Here is a 20,415-nt window from a genome sequence, read left to right as displayed (position 1 = left end):
TGGTTATTTTATTTTAAAAATACTCAGTATTTTTTTCTGGTATGTCTTTATAATTTCGCTGCGATGATACGCTATAATGCTATCTAATTGGGCCTGATAAAGATCAAAATGTCCTTTAAAAAACCGCATTAATCGGATACGATTTTTGTGATAGTCTATAATTTTCTGGCCGGATGTAACACCTTTTTCATTTTTTCTGTACACCGCCATTATTCCGTCAATAAGCCTCAGCTTTCCTTTGGCAGCGATAAGGGAAAATAACGCCATATCGCCACTTTTCACCTTTTCAAACCAGACTGGAAATTCTAAAAAACGTTGTCTGAAAACAAAAGAACAGGTATGGAAAAGTGCCACTTTTGAAAAAGTATCCAATTGTGTAAAATCCCGCTTCTCGTATGTACGCCACGGTTTTGGCTTAAAATCAGAAATCATTTCATTCACGACCAAAACATTATGAAAACAGCCAGCGTAATCGTTATTAGTATCTAAAAAGGTAATCTGTTGCTGGAGCTTGTTTTCGTCTGTCCAATAATCATCGCCTTCACACAGGGCTATATATTCACCTACACATTGTTGGAGTGCAAATATAAAATTAGGCATCATTCCTAAATTCTGCTTATGAGAAAAATACTTAATCCGTGAACCTTTGGGATGCGATTGAATGATTTCTTTTATTATCGTATCAGTAGTATCAGTAGAGCAATCATTCGAAATTACCAGCTCCATATCATAGTCCATATTTTGCATCAAAACACCTTCAATGGCTTCACGAATATAGTTTTCGTGATTGTATGTTATCATGCAAACGCTAACTTTCATATTTTAAATCTAGTGATTTTTAGGCAATCTAAACTGAAATCCTATTTTTTCCCTATATACAGTACGCTTCCTGAGCTGATGCCATATTTTTTAAATACCGATTCACCAAAGTAACTTTTATCCAGTTCTTCCAGATTGAATCCAACCGATTTAATCCTTTGGGTGAAATCATTTTTGCTATACAGTCGTTCGTGGTCGTCTTGTCCGAAATATTTCCAGCGTTCTGAAATTGTATATTGCCTGCCTTTTTCGGCTTCAAAGCTTTTTTCCAGTCCTAAGTTTATCGGAGCCATCAGTATAGCTGTTCCTCCTTTTTTTAGTACCCTATAGATTTCGCCTAACGCTTTGACATCATCAGGAACGTGTTCCAGAACATGAGAGCATATAATTAAATCCCACGAATTATCTGGATAAATATCCATGGCTTGAATGTCTACATTGTCATCAACATCTTTCATAAATAAATCTGCCGATCTGTAATTCTGCGACGGTACTTGCCTATTCAGATAGTCTTTTAAATGTTCTGTTGGAGCAATATCTAAAACTTTTACATCTTTTGACTTTGAAAAGAAATTATTCAGGTATAAAGCATACAGTCTTGAACGATCTGAAGCAGCACAATTGGCACAGGAATATTCAAAAAGGTTTAAGGTTTCAAATAAAAAAATGGAATGGATAAATCCTTCTTTGGCAAATGTCCTTAAGTATTTTTCCGGCAAAGGATTCATTCTGACATGATCCTTACCACAAACCGAACAGGAAAAATTGCCCTTGGGAGCTATTATTTTTTTTTTAATTTTTTTGAGAATGTTCATCTTATACTTTTTTGAAGTCCCAATCAATCAGATTTTGTGGCCTTACTGCTCCAATCCATTTTCCATACCAGGAAACGTCTCTTTTTTCTTCAAGGAAAGAAATATTGAGAACATTGTATTCATTGCATAAAGGCTTGGAAGAATCTTCAACAAGCAAAACCCTGATAGAATAAGTATCCGTATTCATCAAATTCTTAGGAATTACGGTGCTGATAGAATACCTGCCTTTTTCACAATTATAGGAATCCGAAACTACATTAAAAACAGGAACTTCAGAGCTTGAATATACGACCATGCTTATATTCAGGTTTTTTGGTGTTTCGCCAAGATTCTCGATTATAAACTCAATTTCTAGGTCTTTATTGATAAATATCGACTTTTCATCTGTTTTGGCTGTGACACTGATAAGTTTGCAAACGCTATCGCCCGGAGCTTTTTCTACAGGCCAAATTTTCTCTAAAACATTAGAACTTTTTTCAGCTTTTAAGTATTCGTCAATGGTTCTTTCCGGAGTACCTGAAAAAACAAATCTTCCGTTGTCTATCAGAACTGCCCTGGTACATAAACTTTTGACAGCCGCCATATTATGACTGACAAACAACACCGTTCTTCCTTCTCCTTTAGAGATGTCCTGCATTTTGCCAATCGCCTTTTTCTGGAATTCAGCATCGCCCACTGCAAGTACCTCGTCTACAACCAAAATTTCCGGTTCTAAAAATGCTGCAACGGCAAACGCCAAACGTACGGTCATTCCTGAGCTATATCTCTTTACCGGAGTGTCGATATAACGTTGGCATCCGCTAAATTCAATAATTTCGTCAATTTTAGATCTTATTTCTTTTTTGGTCATTCCGAGAATGGCGCCATTCAGGTAAATATTTTCACGCCCGGTCATTTCGCTATGAAATCCAGTTCCAACTTCAAGCAAAGAAGCAATGCGTCCTTTTGTTTTTATGTTTCCTGTTGTAGGAGCAGTAACTCTTGAAAGGATTTTGAGCAGGGTTGATTTTCCGGCTCCGTTTTTGCCTATAATGCCTAAAACCTCACCTTTCTCCACGTCAAAATTTATGTCCTGTAAAGCCCATACATAATCTGATGTGCCTTTTGAAGTACGGTCATTAGTATCTCCTACCTTAAGATACGGATCTTCTTTCCCGCGTACGTTTGCCCACCAACGGTTAAGATCATGGCTGAGTGTTCCCGTACCAACTTTACCTAAACGGTATTGTTTTGAGATTCCTTCAACTTTCAGTATTATTTCTTTGTCCATTTTGTGGTAGAGGCTTAAAATATTGCGATATTGTTATGCTTGCCAAATATAGCAATAAGAAATTTAATTTTCAGAGTGCGAAACTTGCAAAAGCACCTGATATAATAACTTTTTGCTGTTATATTTTGTTTTATAAATGAATAATTATTAAATATATGTTATAAATTTGTTGCTGAATTTTTAAACACACGACTTTGCTTTTCTTTTCCAAAAAAAAACCGATTCTTAGGGATTTAATCGAGAATTATACCGATATCCATTCCCATTTACTACCGGGAATTGACGATGGTTCTAAAAATTTCGAAACTACGCTTTCCCTTATCCAATCACTCCAAAAAATAGGGTTCGAACAGTTTGTGACTACTCCACACGTCATCAAAAACATCTGGGACAATTCGAGAGCTGATATTGAAACGCTTCATGCTGCAACCTCAGAAAAACTTGTCAAAGAAAATTTCAGCTTGCCGTTTAAAGCCGCAGCTGAATATATGATGGATGATTCTTTTTCTAAATTGATGCAATCAGAAAAATTGCTTACGCTAAAAGACAATTATCTGTTGGTAGAAATGTCCTATATCAATCCGCCAATGCAACTGTACGATATCATTTTTGACATTAGAATTGCCGGATACCAGCCTGTACTGGCGCATCCTGAACGCTACATTTTTTATCATTCAAATTTTGAAGAATACAAAAAGTTGAAAAAAGCAGGATGTTTGTTTCAATTGAATCTGTTATCGACTGTAGGATATTATGGTTCTGGTGTGGCCAAAGTAGCCCAGAAACTTCTTGATACCGGAATGATTGATTTTACCGGTTCAGATCTGCACCATGAAAATCACTTAAAGAGCTTTGACAAAAAGTTGGCATTTTCTGATACTGTTGCTTTGAAGGAAGCAATCAGACGCAACGATTTTTTCCGGGTATAGTTTTTACACCAAAATATATTCATTAAGTTACTTTATACTTTGCGGCTCTATGTCTTTTCGTGAAATAGTTACTCGTAAAGGCGCAGAGCCGCAAAGTTTTTAAACACTATGTGCTTTTTATTAAGCACACTAATCCAATATCAATTAACTTTAATAAAAAAGCCCTTTAAAAAAGGGCTTTCTTTTTATTTCTTGAATATGGTTTTATACCACGGTTTTACTTCTGTGTCGGCACCATAGCCGTAACCATAGCCATAGCCGTAACCTTTGTTAATTACTTCTGTTGCATTCAACACAAGAGACATATTAGGCAGTTTTTGTTGGTTATAGAACATCTCAGGTACATGAAGCAGTCGCTTGTCAAGGTAATTTGCTCTTACTACATAAATAAATGCATCTGCATTTTTAGCAATGAGCAAGGTATCAGTAACCACACTTACCGGAGCTGTATCGACAATGATGTAATCATAGGTTTCTTTAAGTTCAGAAAACATCTTGTTTATCTTATCATTCATCAAAAGCTCCACCGGGTTTGGTGGAATAACTCCCGATGACAATACATGAAAATTCTCAAAGTTATCCAACTTAGTGATATAGCTCGCCAAGTCTTTGTCTTGTTTTGAAAGATAGTTGGTAACGCCTTCCGGTCTGATTGGAATATATTCTGCCAATTTTGGATTCCTGATGTCCATTCCTACCAGCAATACTTTTTTCCCGGACAAAGCAATTGTTCCTGCCAAGTTCACGGAAATAAAAGTTTTTCCTTCACCCGGAATTGTAGAAGTAACAAAAATTGTTTTTCCTCTTTCGGCACTTGTTCCGGTCAGCATAAATTCCAGATTGGTTCTGACAATTCGTATCGCTTCTGCAGAACTGGAACGGCTGTTAGTATTGATCATTTCTTCATGAGAATCTGATTTCGGAACATCTCCCAAGAAAGGGATTGTTAAACGCTTTTCAATATCCAGTCTGCTTTTGATCTTAGTGTTCAGTAGTTCTTGCAAATAGATAATTGCTGCAGGAATAGCCAATCCTATTACCAAAGCAATAAGATAAATCATACTTCTTTTAGGAGAAACCGGAATTCCAGAAAAATAACTAGAATCTATAACTTTTGCACTTTGCTCGGTTGCGGCCAAAGTCAAGGCTGTTTCTTCTCTTTTCTGAAGAAGGTAAAGATATAAGGCTTCTTTTACTTTTTGCTGTCTGTCAATAATCTTGAATTCTCTTTCTAAGCGAGGCACTTTTGCTTTTTTGCTTCCTAAAATCGATCCTTGCTGATCCAAATTCTTTTTAGTAATGGTTAAAGAGGACTGCATTCTGGCCAGGCTTTGGCTAATATTTGATTTCATTGCCTGAATTTTCTTGGCAGTATTAACCACTACTGGGTTTTCTGCTGTCGCCCCGGCAGCAATTCTATTGTATTCAATTACAAGCCTATTGTATTCCATTATCAGATCTGATGCTTCAGACTGTGTCGAAAGGAGATTACTAGGAATAAGATCTCCAGGCCCGCTTGAATTTAAAAATTGACGCATTGACGCCACTACGTTCAATTGGATTTCTGTTTCTATCTGTTTCTTTTCATATTCGGAAGCGCTTTCAAGAAACATCGTAGCTTCCGTAGGAATATCCGTAAGATTATTTTGCTTTTTAAAGCCTTCTACATCTTTTTCTACTTCTGTAAGCTCTTCTGTTATCAGTCCGAGACGTGTAGAAATAAATTGTGAGGTCTTTTCTGCAACTAAATTTTTATCTTCAATAGCATCATCATTATAGATTTCTACCAAAGTATCTAAAAAATCGGCTGCTCTTTGGGAGTTTTGATCTACCACAGACAGCTCGATTACACTTGTATTTTTTCCAACAGAAACTATTCCTAAAGCTCCTCTGTAATACGTCGTCATGATTTCAACAGGATAAATAATACAATCTATTGAAAACGAACTTTTATCTGCAATATCTACTTTTGTAACCGAAAGAGTGCCTTCCGGAATTTTAATCAGAGTACCATAATTAAAAGTTCCCAGCTCTTTGTCTTCCGTTTTAAAAAGCTTAAATTTATTAGCACCTACTGATTCTATTGTAAATGTGTGTATTTCTCTTTTGTACTGTTCATTTGTGGGAGAATAGACAACAGTTATAGGTGATGCCTTGTACAATTCAGATGATTTAACACGGCCGTGGCTCAAATAATGAATATTCAGGTGCAGCTTGTTTACGGTTTTTTCCGTCAGTGTTCGTGATTTTAGAATTTCAACTTCGTTATCAACATTACTTTTGGAAGTTCCTACTCCAAGATCAGATAAAACTGAAAGCTCAGAAGCCAAACCACCTTTCTTGTCATCTTTTACCAAAATAGTAGCAGTGGCTTTGTATAATGGTGTGGTATATCTTAAATATAAAAAAGCCAGGCATAATACTACAATAACTGAAAGCGCAAACCATTTCCAATGAACAAGATATTTTTCTACCTGTTCTCTTATATTAAAATCTGACTCGTGGTTTTCCTGTGATATTTCTTGCTTGTTACTCATCATTTACTATCGTATTGTTAAGGCTATTATCGTTACAATTATGGAAATAGAGGAAAGAACAATCGCAGTATTCGGGCCAACCGCAGAAGAATTTACTTTAGTCTTATTTGGTTCTACATATACTACGTCATTCTGCTTCAGGTAATAAAAAGGAGAATTCAAAAAATCTGCTTTTGTGATATCTACTCTGGTGGATTGTTTTTTTCCATCCACTTCCCGGATGATTAGAATATTATCTCTTTTACCATAAACCGTTAGGTCTCCTGACATACTCAATGCTTCGGCTAGTGTAATTCGTTCACTGGTAATATTGTGAATTCCGGGTTGCATAACTTCACCCTGAACTGTAACCTTATAATTTAATATTCTAAGGTTTATGGAAGGTTTTTTGATGTATTTTTCAAGCTCTTTGGTTATTTTAGCTATCGCCTGGGTTCTGGTAAGACCACCAATTTGGATAGACCCTAATATTGGGAATTGGATAAATCCTTTCGAATCTATCAAATAACTATTCATCCGCATCTGCTGATTTTCAACCTCAGTAGTTGATTGCATAATAACGGATGGTAAATTAAAAGGTGCCGCCACCTCAGGATTTTCAGCCATAACAACTATCATTAATAGGTCATCTGGCTGCAGTATAGTTTCGTATGAAGATGAGCTTTCCAGATTAGCAAGCTGGTCAATATTTTGATAATAAGCTACATTCTTTCTCGAAGCGCATGAGAATATGAAAAGGGATAAAAAGAGTATAATTACAGGCCTAAAATAATTCAACTTTTTCATATGGTTTTTAATACAAAGATACTATTTAACAATTAACAGGCTAAAGAAAACTAAATTTGACTTACATGATTGTTATCTAAGGTTTCAAAGATAGAGTTCATACTTTTAAATTCCGGAACAATCAGCTTCATTTTTGTCACGATTTCCTCATTTGAAGTAATTTCTGAAATCTCGATAAGGTCATGAATAGCCATTGTAACCGCTTCATAATCATCAAATATTTCTTCTGCAATCATTATCTTTTCGTGATGCGTTGGCAATGTCTTGGCAGTATCGTTTAGCAATTCTTCATAAAGTTTTTCTCCAGGACGAAGGCCTACTATTTTTATTTTTATCTGCTTGTCTGGAGCAAATCCTGCCAGCTTAATCATCTTTCTTGCTAAATCGATAATCTTAACCGGATCACCCATATCAAAGATATAAATCTCACCTCCGTTACCCATTGCTCCTGCTTCAAGAACCAGCTGGCATGCTTCAGGAATTGTCATAAAATAGCGGATAATGTCAGGATGTGTGATTGTAACCGGGCCTCCTTCTTCGATTTGCTTTTTAAAAAGCGGCACGACAGAACCATTAGAACCCAGAACGTTTCCAAATCGGGTCGTTATAAATTTTGTGCCATTATTTTCGGCATCATTCTTATATTTATAATTCAGAGACTGTACATATTTTTCTGCTATCCTTTTACTGGCTCCCATCACGCTACTTGGGTTTACTGCTTTATCTGTAGAAACCATAACAAATCGTTCTACTTTATGTTTATGAGCCAAATCAGCCAGAATTTTTGTTCCCAAAATATTTGTAAATATAGCCTGGGACGGATTTTCTTCCATTAACGGCACATGTTTGTATGCAGCAGCATGGTATACAACTTGCGGCTGGTAGAGTTTGAATACTTGTTTTAGTATTTGTTTGTTTCTGACATCTGCCAGAACATTATGTATTCTGATATTAGGATTGCAATTGGCTATTTCGAGTGAAAGATTGTGCAAAGGAGTTTCCGCCTGATCGAGAATCACAATGGTTTTTGGATCAAACCCAATTATCTGTCTTACTATTTCGCTTCCTATTGAGCCGGCTGCACCGGTCACCATAATCGTCTTGTCACACAATTGTGAAGAAATAGAATGTGTATCGAGAACAATAGGCTTTCTTTCCAGTAAATCCTGGATTTCAAAACTCTTGATATTCTTGGAAATTTCCTCTTGATTTTCCCAGTCGGTAATCAGAGATATGGTATATACTTTATAGTTGTACTCTAAACATTCGTCAACTATCGCCAGTCTTTCTTCTTTTGTCAACGATTTGTCGGCAATAATAAGTGCTTCGGCTCCTACAGAACGCATTACAACCGGCACACGCCTCTTAAGCTGTAAGATTGGCAAATCTAGGATTCTTTTTGAACTATTTTGATTGAACTTATCAATAAATCCGAGCAATTTAAATCGGCTTGGATTTTCTGACCTCAAAGCATTCGCTACAGCTATTGCATTATTATCAAAACCGTAAATCAAAGCACGCATCTGGCCTTCCTTTCTTGAAATGCTAAGATATTTTTCAAAAGTCTGCTTTACAACTATCCTGTAAAAAAACAGAAAACAGAAAGAAAGCACTCCGTTAATAAAAATTCCCGTATTCAAAAATATCTTGTAGTCATGATCCAGCAGGAATACAAAATTGACAAATACAAGTGTGATTAAGGCACAAAACTGCGCAAAGAAAATCTTAACTGCATCGATATAAGATGAGTGCCGTATAATTCCTGAATAGGTACGAAAGACCCAAAAGAAGAAAATGTTTACAGAAAAATACAACATGACACCATAAAAGAGGTAGCCATCAGGAATATAAGTTAACTTAATTCCTTTTAACAGAAGATAGGTTATTAGCCCCGCAGCAAATACAATCCCCAAATCTAACAGCAAAACTACCCACCTGGGAAGATATCCCAAATTTTTAAAACTAAAATTCAATTTTAGTCCTGACATTGCTGTTAACAAATCAGTTCTAAAGGATTTCTTATCCAATTCTTTTCAATTTTTATTGGTTAAAACTTGAGGGGGGTCTTAATAGTCTGGTCTATTTATTTGGCAAAGTTATATAAAAAACAACTATGTTAAGCAAATACTAAAATTTTAAGGGTTTATTAACTCTTTTTGTTAAACAATTGCCCTTCTATAGATGTTAGTGTAACTATATAACAATTGTTTTTTAAAATACTGATAATTTTCTATTTATACTTTTTAATTAAAAAACTGATTTAAAACGGTTCTGATTCTGTTTTTATCATCTTCCGTTAAATTTGAACCAGATGGCATGCAAAGTCCATCATCAAAAAGCTTTTCCGAAACATTTTTACCATAATACGGATAGTTTTCAAAAACAGGCTGCAAATGCATCGGTTTCCATAGCGGACGACTTTCTATATTTGCCTGCTCTAAAGCTAATCTTAAATCTTCACGAGTTTTCCCTCCTGTTTTTGAAGGATCTAGTACAATAGCAGAAAGCCAATGATTTGAAAAATAATTGTTATCAGGCTCACAAAGCACTGTTACTCCTTCAACATCTTTGAAATAATCCTTATAGAATTCGTGCATTTGTCTCCTTAGCCCCACATGATCTTCAAGAACTTCCATCTGGCCTCGTCCAATTCCGGCGCAAATATTGCTCATTCTGTAATTATAGCCTACTTCACTGTGTTGGTAATGTGGAGCGTTGTCTCTGGCTTGAGTAGAGAGAAATATAACCTTATCTTTAGATTCTTTGTCTTTTGTGACTATAGCACCACCACCAGAAGTAGTAATGATTTTATTTCCGTTAAATGAAAGAACACCAATTTCTCCAAAAGTACCACATTTTTGCTTTTTGTAATGGCTGCCCAATGCCTCAGCACTGTCTTCCAAAACCGGAATTTCGTATTTTTTAGCAATTGCATGGATTTCGTCTACCTTATAAGGCATTCCATAAAGATGTACTGCAATGATAGCCTTAGGCTTTTTTCCTTTGGTAATCCTGTCAGTTATAGCTTCTTCTAAAGCAATTGGGCAAAGATTCCAGGTTTCTTTTTCGCTATCGATAAAAATTGGAGTTGCACCCTGGTACATGATCGGATTAGCAGAAGCTGAAAAAGTCATACTCTGACAAATAACCTCATCACCTGCTTTAACGCCTAAGATTATCAATCCTAAATGCAAGGCAGCAGTTCCGGAACTCAAAGCTCCGACATGAGAATCCTGTCCGATAAATTTTTCTAAATCTTGCTCAAATCCGGTTACATTAGGTCCAAGTGGTGCCACCCAGTTTGATTCAAAAGCTTCATTGACATAATTTTGCTCGGTACCTCCCATATGTGGGGAAGAAAGCCATATTTTTTGATTGCTCATTTTATAGTATCTATTTTTCTGTATATTTTATAATTCTGCCTGGGTTTCCAACAACAACAGCATAATCTTCAACATCTTTCAGCACTACTGATCCTGCCCCGATAATTGCCCATTTCCCAATCGTAACACCCTGTATTACAGAGGCACCAATACCAACATGTGTACCCTCACCTACTTTGACATCTCCTGCCAACGAGGCATTTGGTGAAATATGGGCATAGTTGTCTATATTGCAATCGTGGTCTATTACTGCACCTGTATTAATAATACAATGTTTCCCAATAACAGTGTCAGGATTTACAATTGCTCCAGCCATTACTACTGTTCCTTCTCCAAGAGAAGAATATTTAGAAAGTATGGCTTTTGGATGTATTACTGTATGAAATTTAGCACTGATTTTTTCAGATATCATTTTGCGAACCTTATTATCGCCAATAGAAATGGTCAAAAGAGTGTTGCTACTAACTTTAAAATCTTCCGCTTTAATAATTGGGATTTCATAAAGATGCTTTTTCTTTGGGCTATCATCTAAAATAGCTTCTATAGCATCGCCCTGCAAAAAAACGGAATCCATTATTACTTTGCAGTGCCCACTTGCTCCATATAATACAATACTATTCTCCATTAAAAGGTTCTATTGTGGCAACATCAGCTGCATTTATACCTTCGCTTATTATCACTTTTTTTACTGTCATAAAAAGTATTTTCATGTCTAATTTAAAAGAGATATTATCAACATACCAAACATCCAGTTCAAATTTTTTATCCCAGCTAATCGCGTTTCTGCCATTTACTTGAGCCCAACCGGTAATTCCCGGTTTCACTTCGTGTCTTCTGTTCTGAAAATCCGAATACAAATGTAGATAGTGCACCAATAACGGCCTAGGACCTATTAGGCTCATATCTCCTTTTATAACGTTTATAAGCTGTGGAATTTCATCAAGTGAAGTCTTACGGACAAAGGCACCAATTTTAGTCAAGCGATCAGCATCAGGAAGCAGCTTGCCTTGCTTGTCTTTTCTATCGTTCATAGTCTTAAACTTGACTATTTTGAAAATCTCACCATTTTTTCCCGGCCGTTTCTGTACAAAAAACGGTTTCCCCTGATTGGCAAAAAACAAAAAGATTGTTATCACCAGAAATATGGGCGATAAACATATAAATCCCATCAGGGACAAACTAAAATCGATTACTCTTTTGAAAAGCCGTTTATACATTTTGTTCAAGAAATTTATATTCAGACAAAAGTGATTCCCAAACAAAGTTCTTGTCATATCTTTCAATAATCAATTGCCTGCATTTTTTAGACAATTGAGTTCTTAAAGTATGATTTAAAAAGATATTTTCCATAGCTGTTTTAATTGCTTCAGAACTTTTGACAGGAATAATTATTCCGTTTTCATTTTCAATGATAATCTCATTACTACCATTAATATCCGTTACTATTGAAGGTATCCCCATTGCACCTGCTTGAATAACCACATTTGGAAATCCTTCTCTATAACTGGGAAAAACGTGAACATCTGCGATTGAAAAAAATTTGCGAACATCCTCTTGAAAACCAACGGAAATAACATTTTTATTTTGCTGAATCTCTGAAATAGTCTCCAAAAACAAAGGGTCTAATTTATCTTCAAAATTCCCAACTAAAATTAACTTTATATTCTGTTCAGATGCATTTAGCTCTTTAAAAGCTTTGATTAATTCATTAATTCCTTTGTCCTTTACTAACCTTCCTACAAAGATATATACAAAATCTTGAGCATTGATCCCTAGACTGTTTTTCAACTGTTTTTTATCCTCATCAGCTATTTTTTGCGGGTCAAAGTAATCTATATCAATCCCATTTACATTACCATTTCCTATAATTTTCAATGGCTTATTTGTTATTTTGTAGCTAATAAGATCTGCTTTTACACCATTCCCCTCAGGATAAATGTTCGTAGCAAATCTGCAAAGCAATCGATCCATGGTTATGAGTATCTGTTGCATTACGCCCTTTTTTGAAGGAAAAATTAATCCTGTAAAAGTGTGTATGCGAATTGGCACACCTGCAAAATAAGACGCAATCATAGAAAGAAGTCCTGCTTTTGGAGTAATGGAATGCACTATTAATGGCTTTTCTTTTTTAAATAGAACATATAATTTCCATAGCGAAATCAAATCTCTGACAATGCTAATATTTCTTTGCATTTCGACGCTAACAGTTTTGACTCCCTCTCTTTCTGAAACATTTTTTAAATGATTATCATTTCCGGACACGGCAATAACTTCATATTCTTTTTGTAGATAAGCCAATTGCCCTTTCAGTAACAGATCCAGAGACATTGCGACTGTTGAAGTACGAATAATTTTTCTCATACAATTTCACTCTTTGCCATTACTTTTTCTATATCGCTTTCAAACTTCTTAAGCACCTCATCTTTATTATGCTTTTCCTTCCCAAAACTCCATGCCTTTAAGCCCTTATCATTTAAACTTTCTGTATGGTCAATTAAATCTTTTAGCTTATCTAAAACTTCCTGATTATTGTTTGCGGTGACACCAATGCCATTATCATGAAGGTATTTAATTGAAGCGGCTTCTTTCCAGCCCATTGCAAAGATAGGTCTTCCAGCCTCCAAATAATCTACGATTTTGGTAGAGAACGACAGAGATGTCGCTAACATCTGCTGTTTTTCAAAAGATTCTACATGTACGAGAATATCTCCATCATTTAAAATTCCCGGAATTTGAGAATAAGGAACTTTGCCCATTATTTCAACAGACCCGGAGCTTTCTAATCTATGCCTTACATCCGAAGTAATTTCATTTGCAGTATACAAATAGAGTTTTGCTTTGATTCCTTCGGAGTTGATTGTTTTCAAAGCATCTGCAATAGAAAACAGGCTATGAATTCTACCATAAATTATATTGCCAGTGTAGATTAGTTTTAAAGGAGTATTTGGAGTATGTGTTTGTGGGAGATTTGTAAAATCACCCGTTTTATATAAAATATCAAAGTCCAGATTATAGATTTTTTTATAAACTCTGGATTGTTCATCAATGATACAATAGTTTTTAGCTGCCAACCGTATGCTTTTGTCCATATGTTTCCTAAGGATAAACCTGTTTATCCAATACAGAGGTGACCAAGAATGTTGCCTGTAAGTAACCAAATCATCGCAATGGAAAAATACAACTCTTACACCTGATTCTTTTTGGACAAATTTTAAAATATCGTGCATATAAAAAGAATCATACGAAGGCGAATAGATGACATCAGGATTAAAATCTTTAATAAAATCTTTTAATTCTTTACTCTTCCAATTTACTATTTTCCAAAGCAGTTCTCTGCCCCATAGAAATATGTGAAGTCTGTTTTTTCTAAAAAAATCATAGATTTTCTTTTCTTTCTGCTCGTCTTTGATTTCAGATGCTTTTGAAGCGGTTTCTTGCTTTTGAACCTTCACGCCTGCCACAGCGGTTTTTCTCAAGAGTTTTTTCAGGAGAAGGCTTTCTGAGATTTTGAAATAGTTTGAACAAATTTTGTTGTTTGGAATTTCATCTCTACAATATATATTGGCAATATTTTCCGTATCCCAATTTTGAAAAAGATTGGATAGTGTATTACCGCTATTATTAGTATCGTTCCAAGAATCGCGACTTATTACCAGAATTTTGGGCTTCATTTACCTGTTATTTTTTCTTCAATTACAATCCAGAATGTCTTTCAGCATGCTTATTAACTTCTATTATTTCCTTTTTAGCTTGTTTGCTAATTTTAGCAGCATTGATTTAAATAATTCTTTTTCATCCGCATGTAGCCCAATAAGCCATACCGAAATTATATAAAAAAGAGATAATAGAACCGCTTTTGATAAAAAGTAAAGCAAATTTTTATCCGGTTGCAAGTAATTTAATAAGAACCCAAATAAGAGCGTCAATACAAAAGGAATAATCAGACTGCTATAACATTCTTTAAAAAATCGAGGTATTTCCAATTTTATTTTCTTCCAGTAAATAAAATTCATACCTATTACGTGGCACATCATCGTTGCAGAAAATATACCTATTGCACAACCTAAAGCGCCAAAATGAGGAGCCAAAAGAAAAGAAATGATTACACTTAAAATAGAAGCTCCAACAAATATAATCGCTCTATATTTTAATTCGTTTATAACAAATAAGTAAGTATAGGCTATTTCCTGACTTAAAGTTATTAATCCCGGCAAGATCAAGAATAAAACCACATTATAGGATTCGCTAAAACCTGCTCCCATCCAAAGTATTATAAATTCATGTCCAAATACTATAAGTCCGATAAATAAGAGTCCCATTAGCATAAGCTGAATCCTACCGACACGAATCATCAAATTAGTGACTTCATGAAGGTTGTTTTTTTGCATATCAAGTTGAGCTACTCTCTGTAAAAAGAGCCCATTTAGTGCATGAGCAAGTGTCCATGTATACCCTTCAATGATTATTCCTATTGAAAAAATAGCTATTTGTTCAGTTCCGGAAACTATTCCAAGAATAAATGGTGCTATATTTATAAGAAGTCTTTGAGCTATCCCGATAACAGACACCCAAAAAGAAAACTTAATCAGTTCTCTTAATAATTCTTTGCTTTTAAATTTAAAATCTATTTTTATATCTGTCCGTTTTGAAAGATATATAAACTTTATGCAGATAATTACTATTCCTATAACTGCATTTATGGCTACTAAAGCATATAATTTATACCCTAATAACAAGGCAATAATCATTAAAATTACAATCCCAACCTTACTGATGATATCGCACAGCTTCAGAAGAACGAATCTTTCATAGGCAATCAAAACACCATCTAAGGGCAAAAAGGGAAAGGAAATCAAGCTGAAACCACCAGCAATCAGGTAGACTATTTTAAATTTTTCAATTTCCACCGGACTTAGCTCTACAAATATGTTCTCTATAAAAAAATAAACAACAATTAACGTGATTAGAATCAAGCCATTGATCAAAAGATAAAACTTTGAGGTAAGTCCCAGCATTTGATTTACTTTTTCAGGTTCATTATTTGCCTTGTATTTGGATAAAAAACGAGCAATGGTTTGCCCTAAGCCAAAGTCCATGACAAAATAAGAAATGAAAGCAGTAACTAATATATACAACCCATAATCTGACTTGCCTATTTGCTTAATCATCCATGGTGTATATAAAAAACCTACAATAATATTGAAGGCTATAGCGCCATAAGACATTAAAGCTCCTAATTTAATTTGTCGGGAACTATTCATTTAAATTAAGATTTATCTAAGTCCTACCAATGCATTATACATCTTGGTTAATTCTACTTTTTAGGTAATGTGCTAAAATCACTGATAAAGTAGAAAAAACTTTAGCTATATTAAAAATTTCGCTGGTATAGTTATCTATACGCTCTTTAATTATTTTTTGACCCTTCTCTTAAATCCTCGCACAACACTTTTATGATCTCCTGCTAACAACCTATAGGTTATGGATTCAAAAAAACGGTATATTTTAACCAGTGGATATCCATTTGCCATAACTCTATCAATCCCCTTTGTATAGTTTACATCTTCAATAACATATTTAGGATGTTTTAATGGAAATTCAATTTCGTGAGGTTTCATATAAAATATTTTCTTTATTCCCTTTGGCAAAATATCCATAGATGTTGCTCCATGAGTAGCATTGGAATCAATTCCAATATTTGAAATAAGATTATATTTAGGAACTATATTTAACCTGCTATTTAAAATCGCTGCCGCTCCAAAAATAGATTCATAATGTGCTCTGCCACTATTTTTATGACTTGTTGCATTTTGCAGAAAGTGTTTATATCCTTTTCTTCCCAATACACCTCTGACATTTTCTAAAGCATATTCATCTTTTAAAAAGTCATAATGTTCTTCCCATTTTTCAAAAACTCTTCGCCATGAAGCCCATCCTGTAATAGAACCTGATTTTGAAAACGTATAACTATAGGGCGTATTTTCATACACTTCCATCTGATTCATTCCACAAATCATGTTGATACGTTCATCATCTTTGTAATATTCCAAAAGTTCTTTACAGTACCTGAAAAAGCTTTGAGAAGGCACATCGTCGTCTTCGAGAACAATACCATGCTCTTCATTTGTAAAAAGCCATTTCTGAGAAATAAATTCTGAAGGATCGCATCCGAAATTTTTTTCCTGATACATGTATTTTACTTCACAATCCCAGTCTATATCTGCGACTATTTCACGACATTGTCTGATATTTTCAACATCATCTTCCCTATTTGCTCTTGGCCCATCCTGATATAAGTATAATTTTGATGGCCTGGCAATTTTTATCTGTTCAAAAACTTTTTCCAAAGGTCTTGGACGTGCGAAAAAAAGAATCAAAACAGGTATATCAATTAAATATGGTTTTTTCTGCATTATCTTAAAATGTTTGTCTTTAATTCTTCTATAAATTCTTTGTCTAACATTGTGATGGCTTCTCTGCCATTATATGGCAAATTAACATCAATTTTTTGTATTGCTTGTGCTATTTCTTCCGGAAAATCTTCTTTATAAAAGAAAATCTCATTATGTATTTTTGACTTTTCTACACAATCAATTTGTCCAGAAACAACCCGCAATCCCATACCCATATATGACAGGATTTTACTTGGAAATGAAGTTTCTAAATATTTCCCTTCCATTTTTTGGGTACTTAGTCCAATATGGCATTTCTGACAGTATTGAATATAATCGTTTCCTGATAATGAACCGTCAAATACTATTTTACATTTGGATGTGGCATTTATTTCTTCGATTCTTTTTTTCAAAATATCAACTTCTCCAAACCCAATAACATGTAAGACATAATTTTCGTTTAAAAATGCTGCACTTTCTATAGCATTAAAAGCTCCGGCTTTGATTTGATCAATTATTCCTGCATAGAGCAGATGAATTTTACCAGTATTTTCTGGCTCTGCCAATATTTCACTAACAGAATACCCTCCATATATAACATAATTAGGTTTTGAGTTACCTATTTTATCAACTAACAGATCTGTTGAAAATAAAAAAGAATCTGCTGCCTTAAACATCTTTATTTCGAGTTTATCAAAATATGGATGTAATGAGGAAACATCAGAATAAATTTCCTCAACTTCAAGAATCAGATTGAACTTTTTTATTTTCTTTGCCCACAAAACCGGTAAACATAGCCAAGGCGAGTGATATACAATTATTTTCTCCTTTTTTTTAGCATTCTTTAAAAGGAAAAAAAACAGCCATAATAAAGAATAAAATATCTTCAAAAACCGTGTCCGTTTTCCTGAAAGCGAAAGACCCGAAGAAAATGTTATCTTTTTGTTATTCCCTAAATCAGACGTACTTCGCTTAACAAAAAACTTGCTTTTTACTTCATCATATAACCAGGAGGGAGAAATCAAATGGAGTTTAAATCCCGCTTTTACAATTGAGTCTCCTATATAGTCTATCTTATTTATTGCAGCAGGAGAAGATACTCTAAGATTTCTTCCTGGAACATCATATAATGCGATATATTTAATTTCTTTCTCCATAAACTATAAATACACTTCCTCAAGTCGCATTTCTTCCCAAAAAAACCTATACTCCATATCGATATTTGATTTCAAGAAAAAGAATAACAATATCATAATCGCACAAGAATATACTAAAAATTCTATCTTTCTTCCGGCAGAATTAAAAGATCTTAAAATCAGCGGGATAAGTAACATGATAAATATGGAGAAATATTGTACTATACGCATGTAACCGTGTATGGCAAAAACGAGCGAAAGAAACACTATCCCAATCATCAAAGCAAAATAATAAAACGTAGCCGTAGGATTGAGTTTGATGATTTTTTTATATCTAATCAAAGCTGTTACAGATATCAATAGCATTAAACAAACAAAAGTCACAGGTCTCAATTCATCCATATGTTGGTATTCTTCATAAGAATTAGTGAGGCTAAATATATATAAGGCAACAGCGTTACTAATTAACAGTAGAACAGGAAACAATACTATAACTATCCAAAAATAATAATTGGGTTTCTTAAGATAAGTTATAAAATAAAGAGGTATAAATACAAGAGATGTTTTATGTATTGTTGATGCAATCAAAATAATCAGAAGAAAATAGAATAGTTTTCTTTTCTTTAAAAACTCAAAAGCAAAAAGCGTTCCTGCCGTTGCTATAGTTTGCCGATGTCCTGTTATTGAAAAAAAGCTATAAAACAATACCGAATAAATCACAAAGGCTACCATGGCATCTCGGAGCCCATCGGTATTTTTATAAATAAACCGTCCTAAAGCAGTAAAAAACAATATAGCTATCGCGAAAAGAAAAAGCTGATATTCTCCTGTAAACAAAGAGACTAATTTCTCGAAAACCGTATACCCTGGATCTTTTCCTTGATTGTATTTATAATAATCTATAACGATTTGCCAAACTTTGTCCCAAGACATATTTTTCGTATCCTCAAAAGACAAAAAATAGGTATAAGTATCTGTCCCGACTGCTACATTTCGCAATCCAGATTGAAGGATTAAAATAAAACATATCGTTTTTATATATCGTTTTCTATTATAGTCACTATCCTTATTCCTTTTTCTGGAATAATGAAATCCTATGAATAGAATAAGCGCTATAACGATCAGATTAACTATCATAGCCTAAAATATCTTTATATATACCAATTGTCTGATTAATATTGGTATAATAATCAAAATTTTCAATTACTCTTTTTCTACAGCTATCAGAAAAATACGCCTTGCCTTTTTCTTTAATTTTATTAATGGCTTCAGACAGCTGCTCAACATTTCTTTTTTCTACTACATAGCCACAATCTTCTCCTAGTACTTCCGGACAGGCGGTTGAATCATAAACTATTGCCGGAGTTCCACAACTTAAGGCTTCTGCTATTACTTTTCCGAATGTATCTTCGGTTGAAAGATGGACATATACATCTGAAAAAGAATAGGCTTTGGCCAACTCTTCTTTTCCATGTACATAAGGGATATGTTTTATATTATGCGGCAACAGCTTCTTATCTTTCAAATTACCAATCATCACGATTTGCATATCTTCAGAGATAAGTTTTGACAATTTTAAGGCATCCTGAAATTTAGGATCCTCTGAATGCCAACTGGCACTAACCAATAAAATTGTAAACTTTCCCGAATCTACACCGTATGTGGTTGAAAAATTCTGTTCACCAAAATCTTTAAAAGTAGCATGGTCAATCCAGTTGTATATCGGGCTGATAGTATGCTTATTCAAAAAAGATTTTTTTACCTCGCCTGCCAGCCAGTTTGAAACCGGGATAACAGTCATTTGTGATACGTTCGTAAACCATTTCTTTTTGTCATCATACATTTCGCTCGACCTGTCAAAAAACAAGCTTGGCGGGTATTTTTTTACCTGCGGACACGCGTAACAATGAGTCTGCCATTTATAGCATTGAACATCTGTATAGTGTGCACATTTTCCGGTAAAAGCCCAACAATCATGAAGCGTCCATGCTAACGGAATCCTAGAGTCAATCAGATATTCAAACAAAATCTGAAGATTCAGATAATTACCATGTAGGTTATGGAGGTGAATAACATCCGGTTTTATTTCCTGAATATAGGAAACCAACTTTTGAGTGCCATTTTTTGTAAAATAGCCTTGCTTTCCCAAAAGTCTTGAACCCACATTATGCAGGTGATTTTCGATAACTGTCCCAATTTTATAACTTCGGGCATAATCTGTTGTCAGCTGTCCATAAGCAATAAAACATTCATGCCCTTGATGTTCCAGGACACTTGCTATATCTTCACAGATAGAGCCAGTACTTCCGTAACCGGAAACGGTATTAATCATCAGGACTTTCATGCTT

At 34.5% G+C, this 20,415-nt stretch carries 17 protein-coding genes; 1 reads left to right on the top strand and 16 read right to left on the bottom strand.

All coding sequences use genetic code 11. The features are described from left to right. Nucleotides 1-3: 3 nt before the first annotated feature. Genes ABH942_RS12070 through ABH942_RS12060 form a run of 3 tightly spaced genes read right to left on the bottom strand, consistent with a single transcriptional unit; the run spans nt 4 to nt 2,904 of the window. A complete protein-coding gene (locus ABH942_RS12070) occupies nt 4-801 on the bottom strand; it encodes a glycosyltransferase (RefSeq protein ID WP_370032277.1) in 798 nt (265 codons plus the stop codon). 59 nt (nt 802-860) lie between these two features. Then, the gene (locus ABH942_RS12065) at nt 861-1,634 is read right to left on the bottom strand and encodes a methyltransferase domain-containing protein (protein ID WP_370032276.1); all 774 of its coding nucleotides are present in this window, start codon (nt 1,632-1,634) and stop codon (nt 861-863) included. Between the two features lies 1 nt (nt 1,635). Continuing rightward, nucleotides 1,636-2,904: an ABC transporter ATP-binding protein gene (locus ABH942_RS12060; protein ID WP_370032274.1), complete on the bottom strand. Its 1,269-nt coding sequence runs from the start codon at nt 2,902-2,904 to the stop codon at nt 1,636-1,638. A gap of 194 nt (nt 2,905-3,098) precedes the next feature. On the opposite strand from ABH942_RS12060, the gene ABH942_RS12055 reads away from it, so the two are divergent. Then, nucleotides 3,099-3,833, top strand: coding sequence for a tyrosine-protein phosphatase (locus ABH942_RS12055; protein ID WP_370032272.1), 735 nt, complete (start codon nt 3,099-3,101; stop codon nt 3,831-3,833). A gap of 185 nt (nt 3,834-4,018) precedes the next feature. Here the strand turns inward: ABH942_RS12055 and ABH942_RS12050 are convergent, their stop codons facing one another. The 13 genes from ABH942_RS12050 to ABH942_RS11990 form a co-directional block, all read right to left on the bottom strand. Beyond that, a complete protein-coding gene (locus tag ABH942_RS12050; protein WP_370032269.1) occupies nt 4,019-6,373 on the bottom strand; it encodes a GumC family protein in 2,355 nt (784 codons plus the stop codon). Between the two features lie 3 nt (nt 6,374-6,376). Further along, nucleotides 6,377-7,156, bottom strand: a complete 780-nt coding sequence (locus ABH942_RS12045) for a polysaccharide biosynthesis/export family protein (RefSeq protein ID WP_370032267.1) — start codon at nt 7,154-7,156, stop codon at nt 6,377-6,379. A 50-nt stretch (nt 7,157-7,206) separates the two neighbouring features. Continuing rightward, nucleotides 7,207-9,183 carry a polysaccharide biosynthesis protein gene (locus ABH942_RS12040; protein WP_370032265.1) on the bottom strand — a complete coding sequence of 659 codons (1,977 nt, stop codon included), beginning with the start codon at nt 9,181-9,183 and terminating at the stop codon, nt 7,207-7,209. 216 nt (nt 9,184-9,399) lie between these two features. Continuing rightward, entirely contained in the window at nt 9,400-10,539 is a 1,140-nt protein-coding gene (locus ABH942_RS12035) for a DegT/DnrJ/EryC1/StrS family aminotransferase (protein WP_370032263.1), read from the bottom strand. Between the two features lie 10 nt (nt 10,540-10,549). Then, the gene (locus tag ABH942_RS12030; RefSeq protein ID WP_370032261.1) at nt 10,550-11,164 is read right to left on the bottom strand and encodes an acetyltransferase; all 615 of its coding nucleotides are present in this window, start codon (nt 11,162-11,164) and stop codon (nt 10,550-10,552) included. Beyond that, complete coding sequence (locus tag ABH942_RS12025; protein ID WP_370032259.1) at nt 11,154-11,756, bottom strand: sugar transferase; 603 nt, start codon at nt 11,754-11,756, stop codon at nt 11,154-11,156. The genes ABH942_RS12030 and ABH942_RS12025 overlap by 11 nt, the downstream gene beginning before the upstream one ends. Then, on the bottom strand, nt 11,749-12,900 hold the full coding sequence (locus tag ABH942_RS12020) for a glycosyltransferase family 4 protein (protein WP_370032257.1): 1,152 nt from the start codon (nt 12,898-12,900) through the stop codon (nt 11,749-11,751). Before ABH942_RS12020 ends, ABH942_RS12025 begins: the two co-directional genes overlap by 8 nt. Then, on the bottom strand, nt 12,897-14,210 hold the full coding sequence (locus ABH942_RS12015) for a glycosyltransferase (RefSeq protein ID WP_370032255.1): 1,314 nt from the start codon (nt 14,208-14,210) through the stop codon (nt 12,897-12,899). Before ABH942_RS12015 ends, ABH942_RS12020 begins: the two co-directional genes overlap by 4 nt. Nucleotides 14,211-14,273: 63 nt before the next feature. Continuing rightward, the gene (locus tag ABH942_RS12010) at nt 14,274-15,800 is read right to left on the bottom strand and encodes a lipopolysaccharide biosynthesis protein (protein WP_370032253.1); all 1,527 of its coding nucleotides are present in this window, start codon (nt 15,798-15,800) and stop codon (nt 14,274-14,276) included. A gap of 150 nt (nt 15,801-15,950) precedes the next feature. Beyond that, the gene (locus tag ABH942_RS12005; protein ID WP_370032251.1) at nt 15,951-16,952 is read right to left on the bottom strand and encodes a hypothetical protein; all 1,002 of its coding nucleotides are present in this window, start codon (nt 16,950-16,952) and stop codon (nt 15,951-15,953) included. Next, nucleotides 16,952-18,088: a glycosyltransferase gene (locus tag ABH942_RS12000; RefSeq protein ID WP_370032249.1), complete on the bottom strand. Its 1,137-nt coding sequence runs from the start codon at nt 18,086-18,088 to the stop codon at nt 16,952-16,954. Before ABH942_RS12000 ends, ABH942_RS12005 begins: the two co-directional genes overlap by 1 nt. 3 nt (nt 18,089-18,091) lie before the next feature. Further along, nucleotides 18,092-19,204 (bottom strand): EpsG family protein, encoded by a 1,113-nt coding sequence (locus ABH942_RS11995; RefSeq protein ID WP_370032247.1) that lies wholly within the window; start codon nt 19,202-19,204, stop codon nt 18,092-18,094. Then, nucleotides 19,194-20,411 carry a glycosyltransferase gene (locus ABH942_RS11990; RefSeq protein WP_370032245.1) on the bottom strand — a complete coding sequence of 406 codons (1,218 nt, stop codon included), beginning with the start codon at nt 20,409-20,411 and terminating at the stop codon, nt 19,194-19,196. The genes ABH942_RS11995 and ABH942_RS11990 overlap by 11 nt, the downstream gene beginning before the upstream one ends. Nucleotides 20,412-20,415: the final 4 nt, after the last annotated feature.

Origin of the sequence: Flavobacterium sp. 28YEA47A (assembly GCF_041262125.1) — a bacterium.
In the GTDB taxonomy this organism is placed as follows: domain Bacteria; phylum Bacteroidota; class Bacteroidia; order Flavobacteriales; family Flavobacteriaceae; genus Flavobacterium.
Note: the sequence above shows the minus strand (reverse complement) of the source record. Positions and strands in the feature narration are given on the sequence as shown.

Excerpts from the sequence above, each read along its gene's own strand:
- ABH942_RS12050 (WP_370032269.1), bottom strand. The coding sequence starts at position 6,373 with ATGATGAGTAACAAGCAAGAAATATCACAGGAAAACCACGAGTCAGAT.
- ABH942_RS12025 (WP_370032259.1), bottom strand. The coding sequence starts at position 11,756 with ATGTATAAACGGCTTTTCAAAAGAGTAATCGATTTTAGTTTGTCCCTG.
- ABH942_RS12020 (WP_370032257.1), bottom strand. The coding sequence starts at position 12,900 with ATGAGAAAAATTATTCGTACTTCAACAGTCGCAATGTCTCTGGATCTG.
- ABH942_RS12045 (WP_370032267.1), bottom strand. The coding sequence starts at position 7,156 with ATGAAAAAGTTGAATTATTTTAGGCCTGTAATTATACTCTTTTTATCC.
- ABH942_RS12070 (WP_370032277.1), bottom strand. The coding sequence starts at position 801 with ATGATAACATACAATCACGAAAACTATATTCGTGAAGCCATTGAAGGT.
- ABH942_RS12035 (WP_370032263.1), bottom strand. The coding sequence starts at position 10,539 with ATGAGCAATCAAAAAATATGGCTTTCTTCCCCACATATGGGAGGTACC.
- ABH942_RS12005 (WP_370032251.1), bottom strand. The coding sequence starts at position 16,952 with ATGCAGAAAAAACCATATTTAATTGATATACCTGTTTTGATTCTTTTT.
- ABH942_RS12030 (WP_370032261.1), bottom strand. The coding sequence starts at position 11,164 with ATGGAGAATAGTATTGTATTATATGGAGCAAGTGGGCACTGCAAAGTA.
- ABH942_RS11990 (WP_370032245.1), bottom strand. The coding sequence starts at position 20,411 with ATGAAAGTCCTGATGATTAATACCGTTTCCGGTTACGGAAGTACTGGC.
- ABH942_RS12065 (WP_370032276.1), bottom strand. The coding sequence starts at position 1,634 with ATGAACATTCTCAAAAAAATTAAAAAAAAAATAATAGCTCCCAAGGGC.
- ABH942_RS11995 (WP_370032247.1), bottom strand. The coding sequence starts at position 19,204 with ATGATAGTTAATCTGATCGTTATAGCGCTTATTCTATTCATAGGATTT.
- ABH942_RS12015 (WP_370032255.1), bottom strand. The coding sequence starts at position 14,210 with ATGAAGCCCAAAATTCTGGTAATAAGTCGCGATTCTTGGAACGATACT.
- ABH942_RS12000 (WP_370032249.1), bottom strand. The coding sequence starts at position 18,088 with ATGGAGAAAGAAATTAAATATATCGCATTATATGATGTTCCAGGAAGA.
- ABH942_RS12010 (WP_370032253.1), bottom strand. The coding sequence starts at position 15,800 with ATGAATAGTTCCCGACAAATTAAATTAGGAGCTTTAATGTCTTATGGC.
- ABH942_RS12060 (WP_370032274.1), bottom strand. The coding sequence starts at position 2,904 with ATGGACAAAGAAATAATACTGAAAGTTGAAGGAATCTCAAAACAATAC.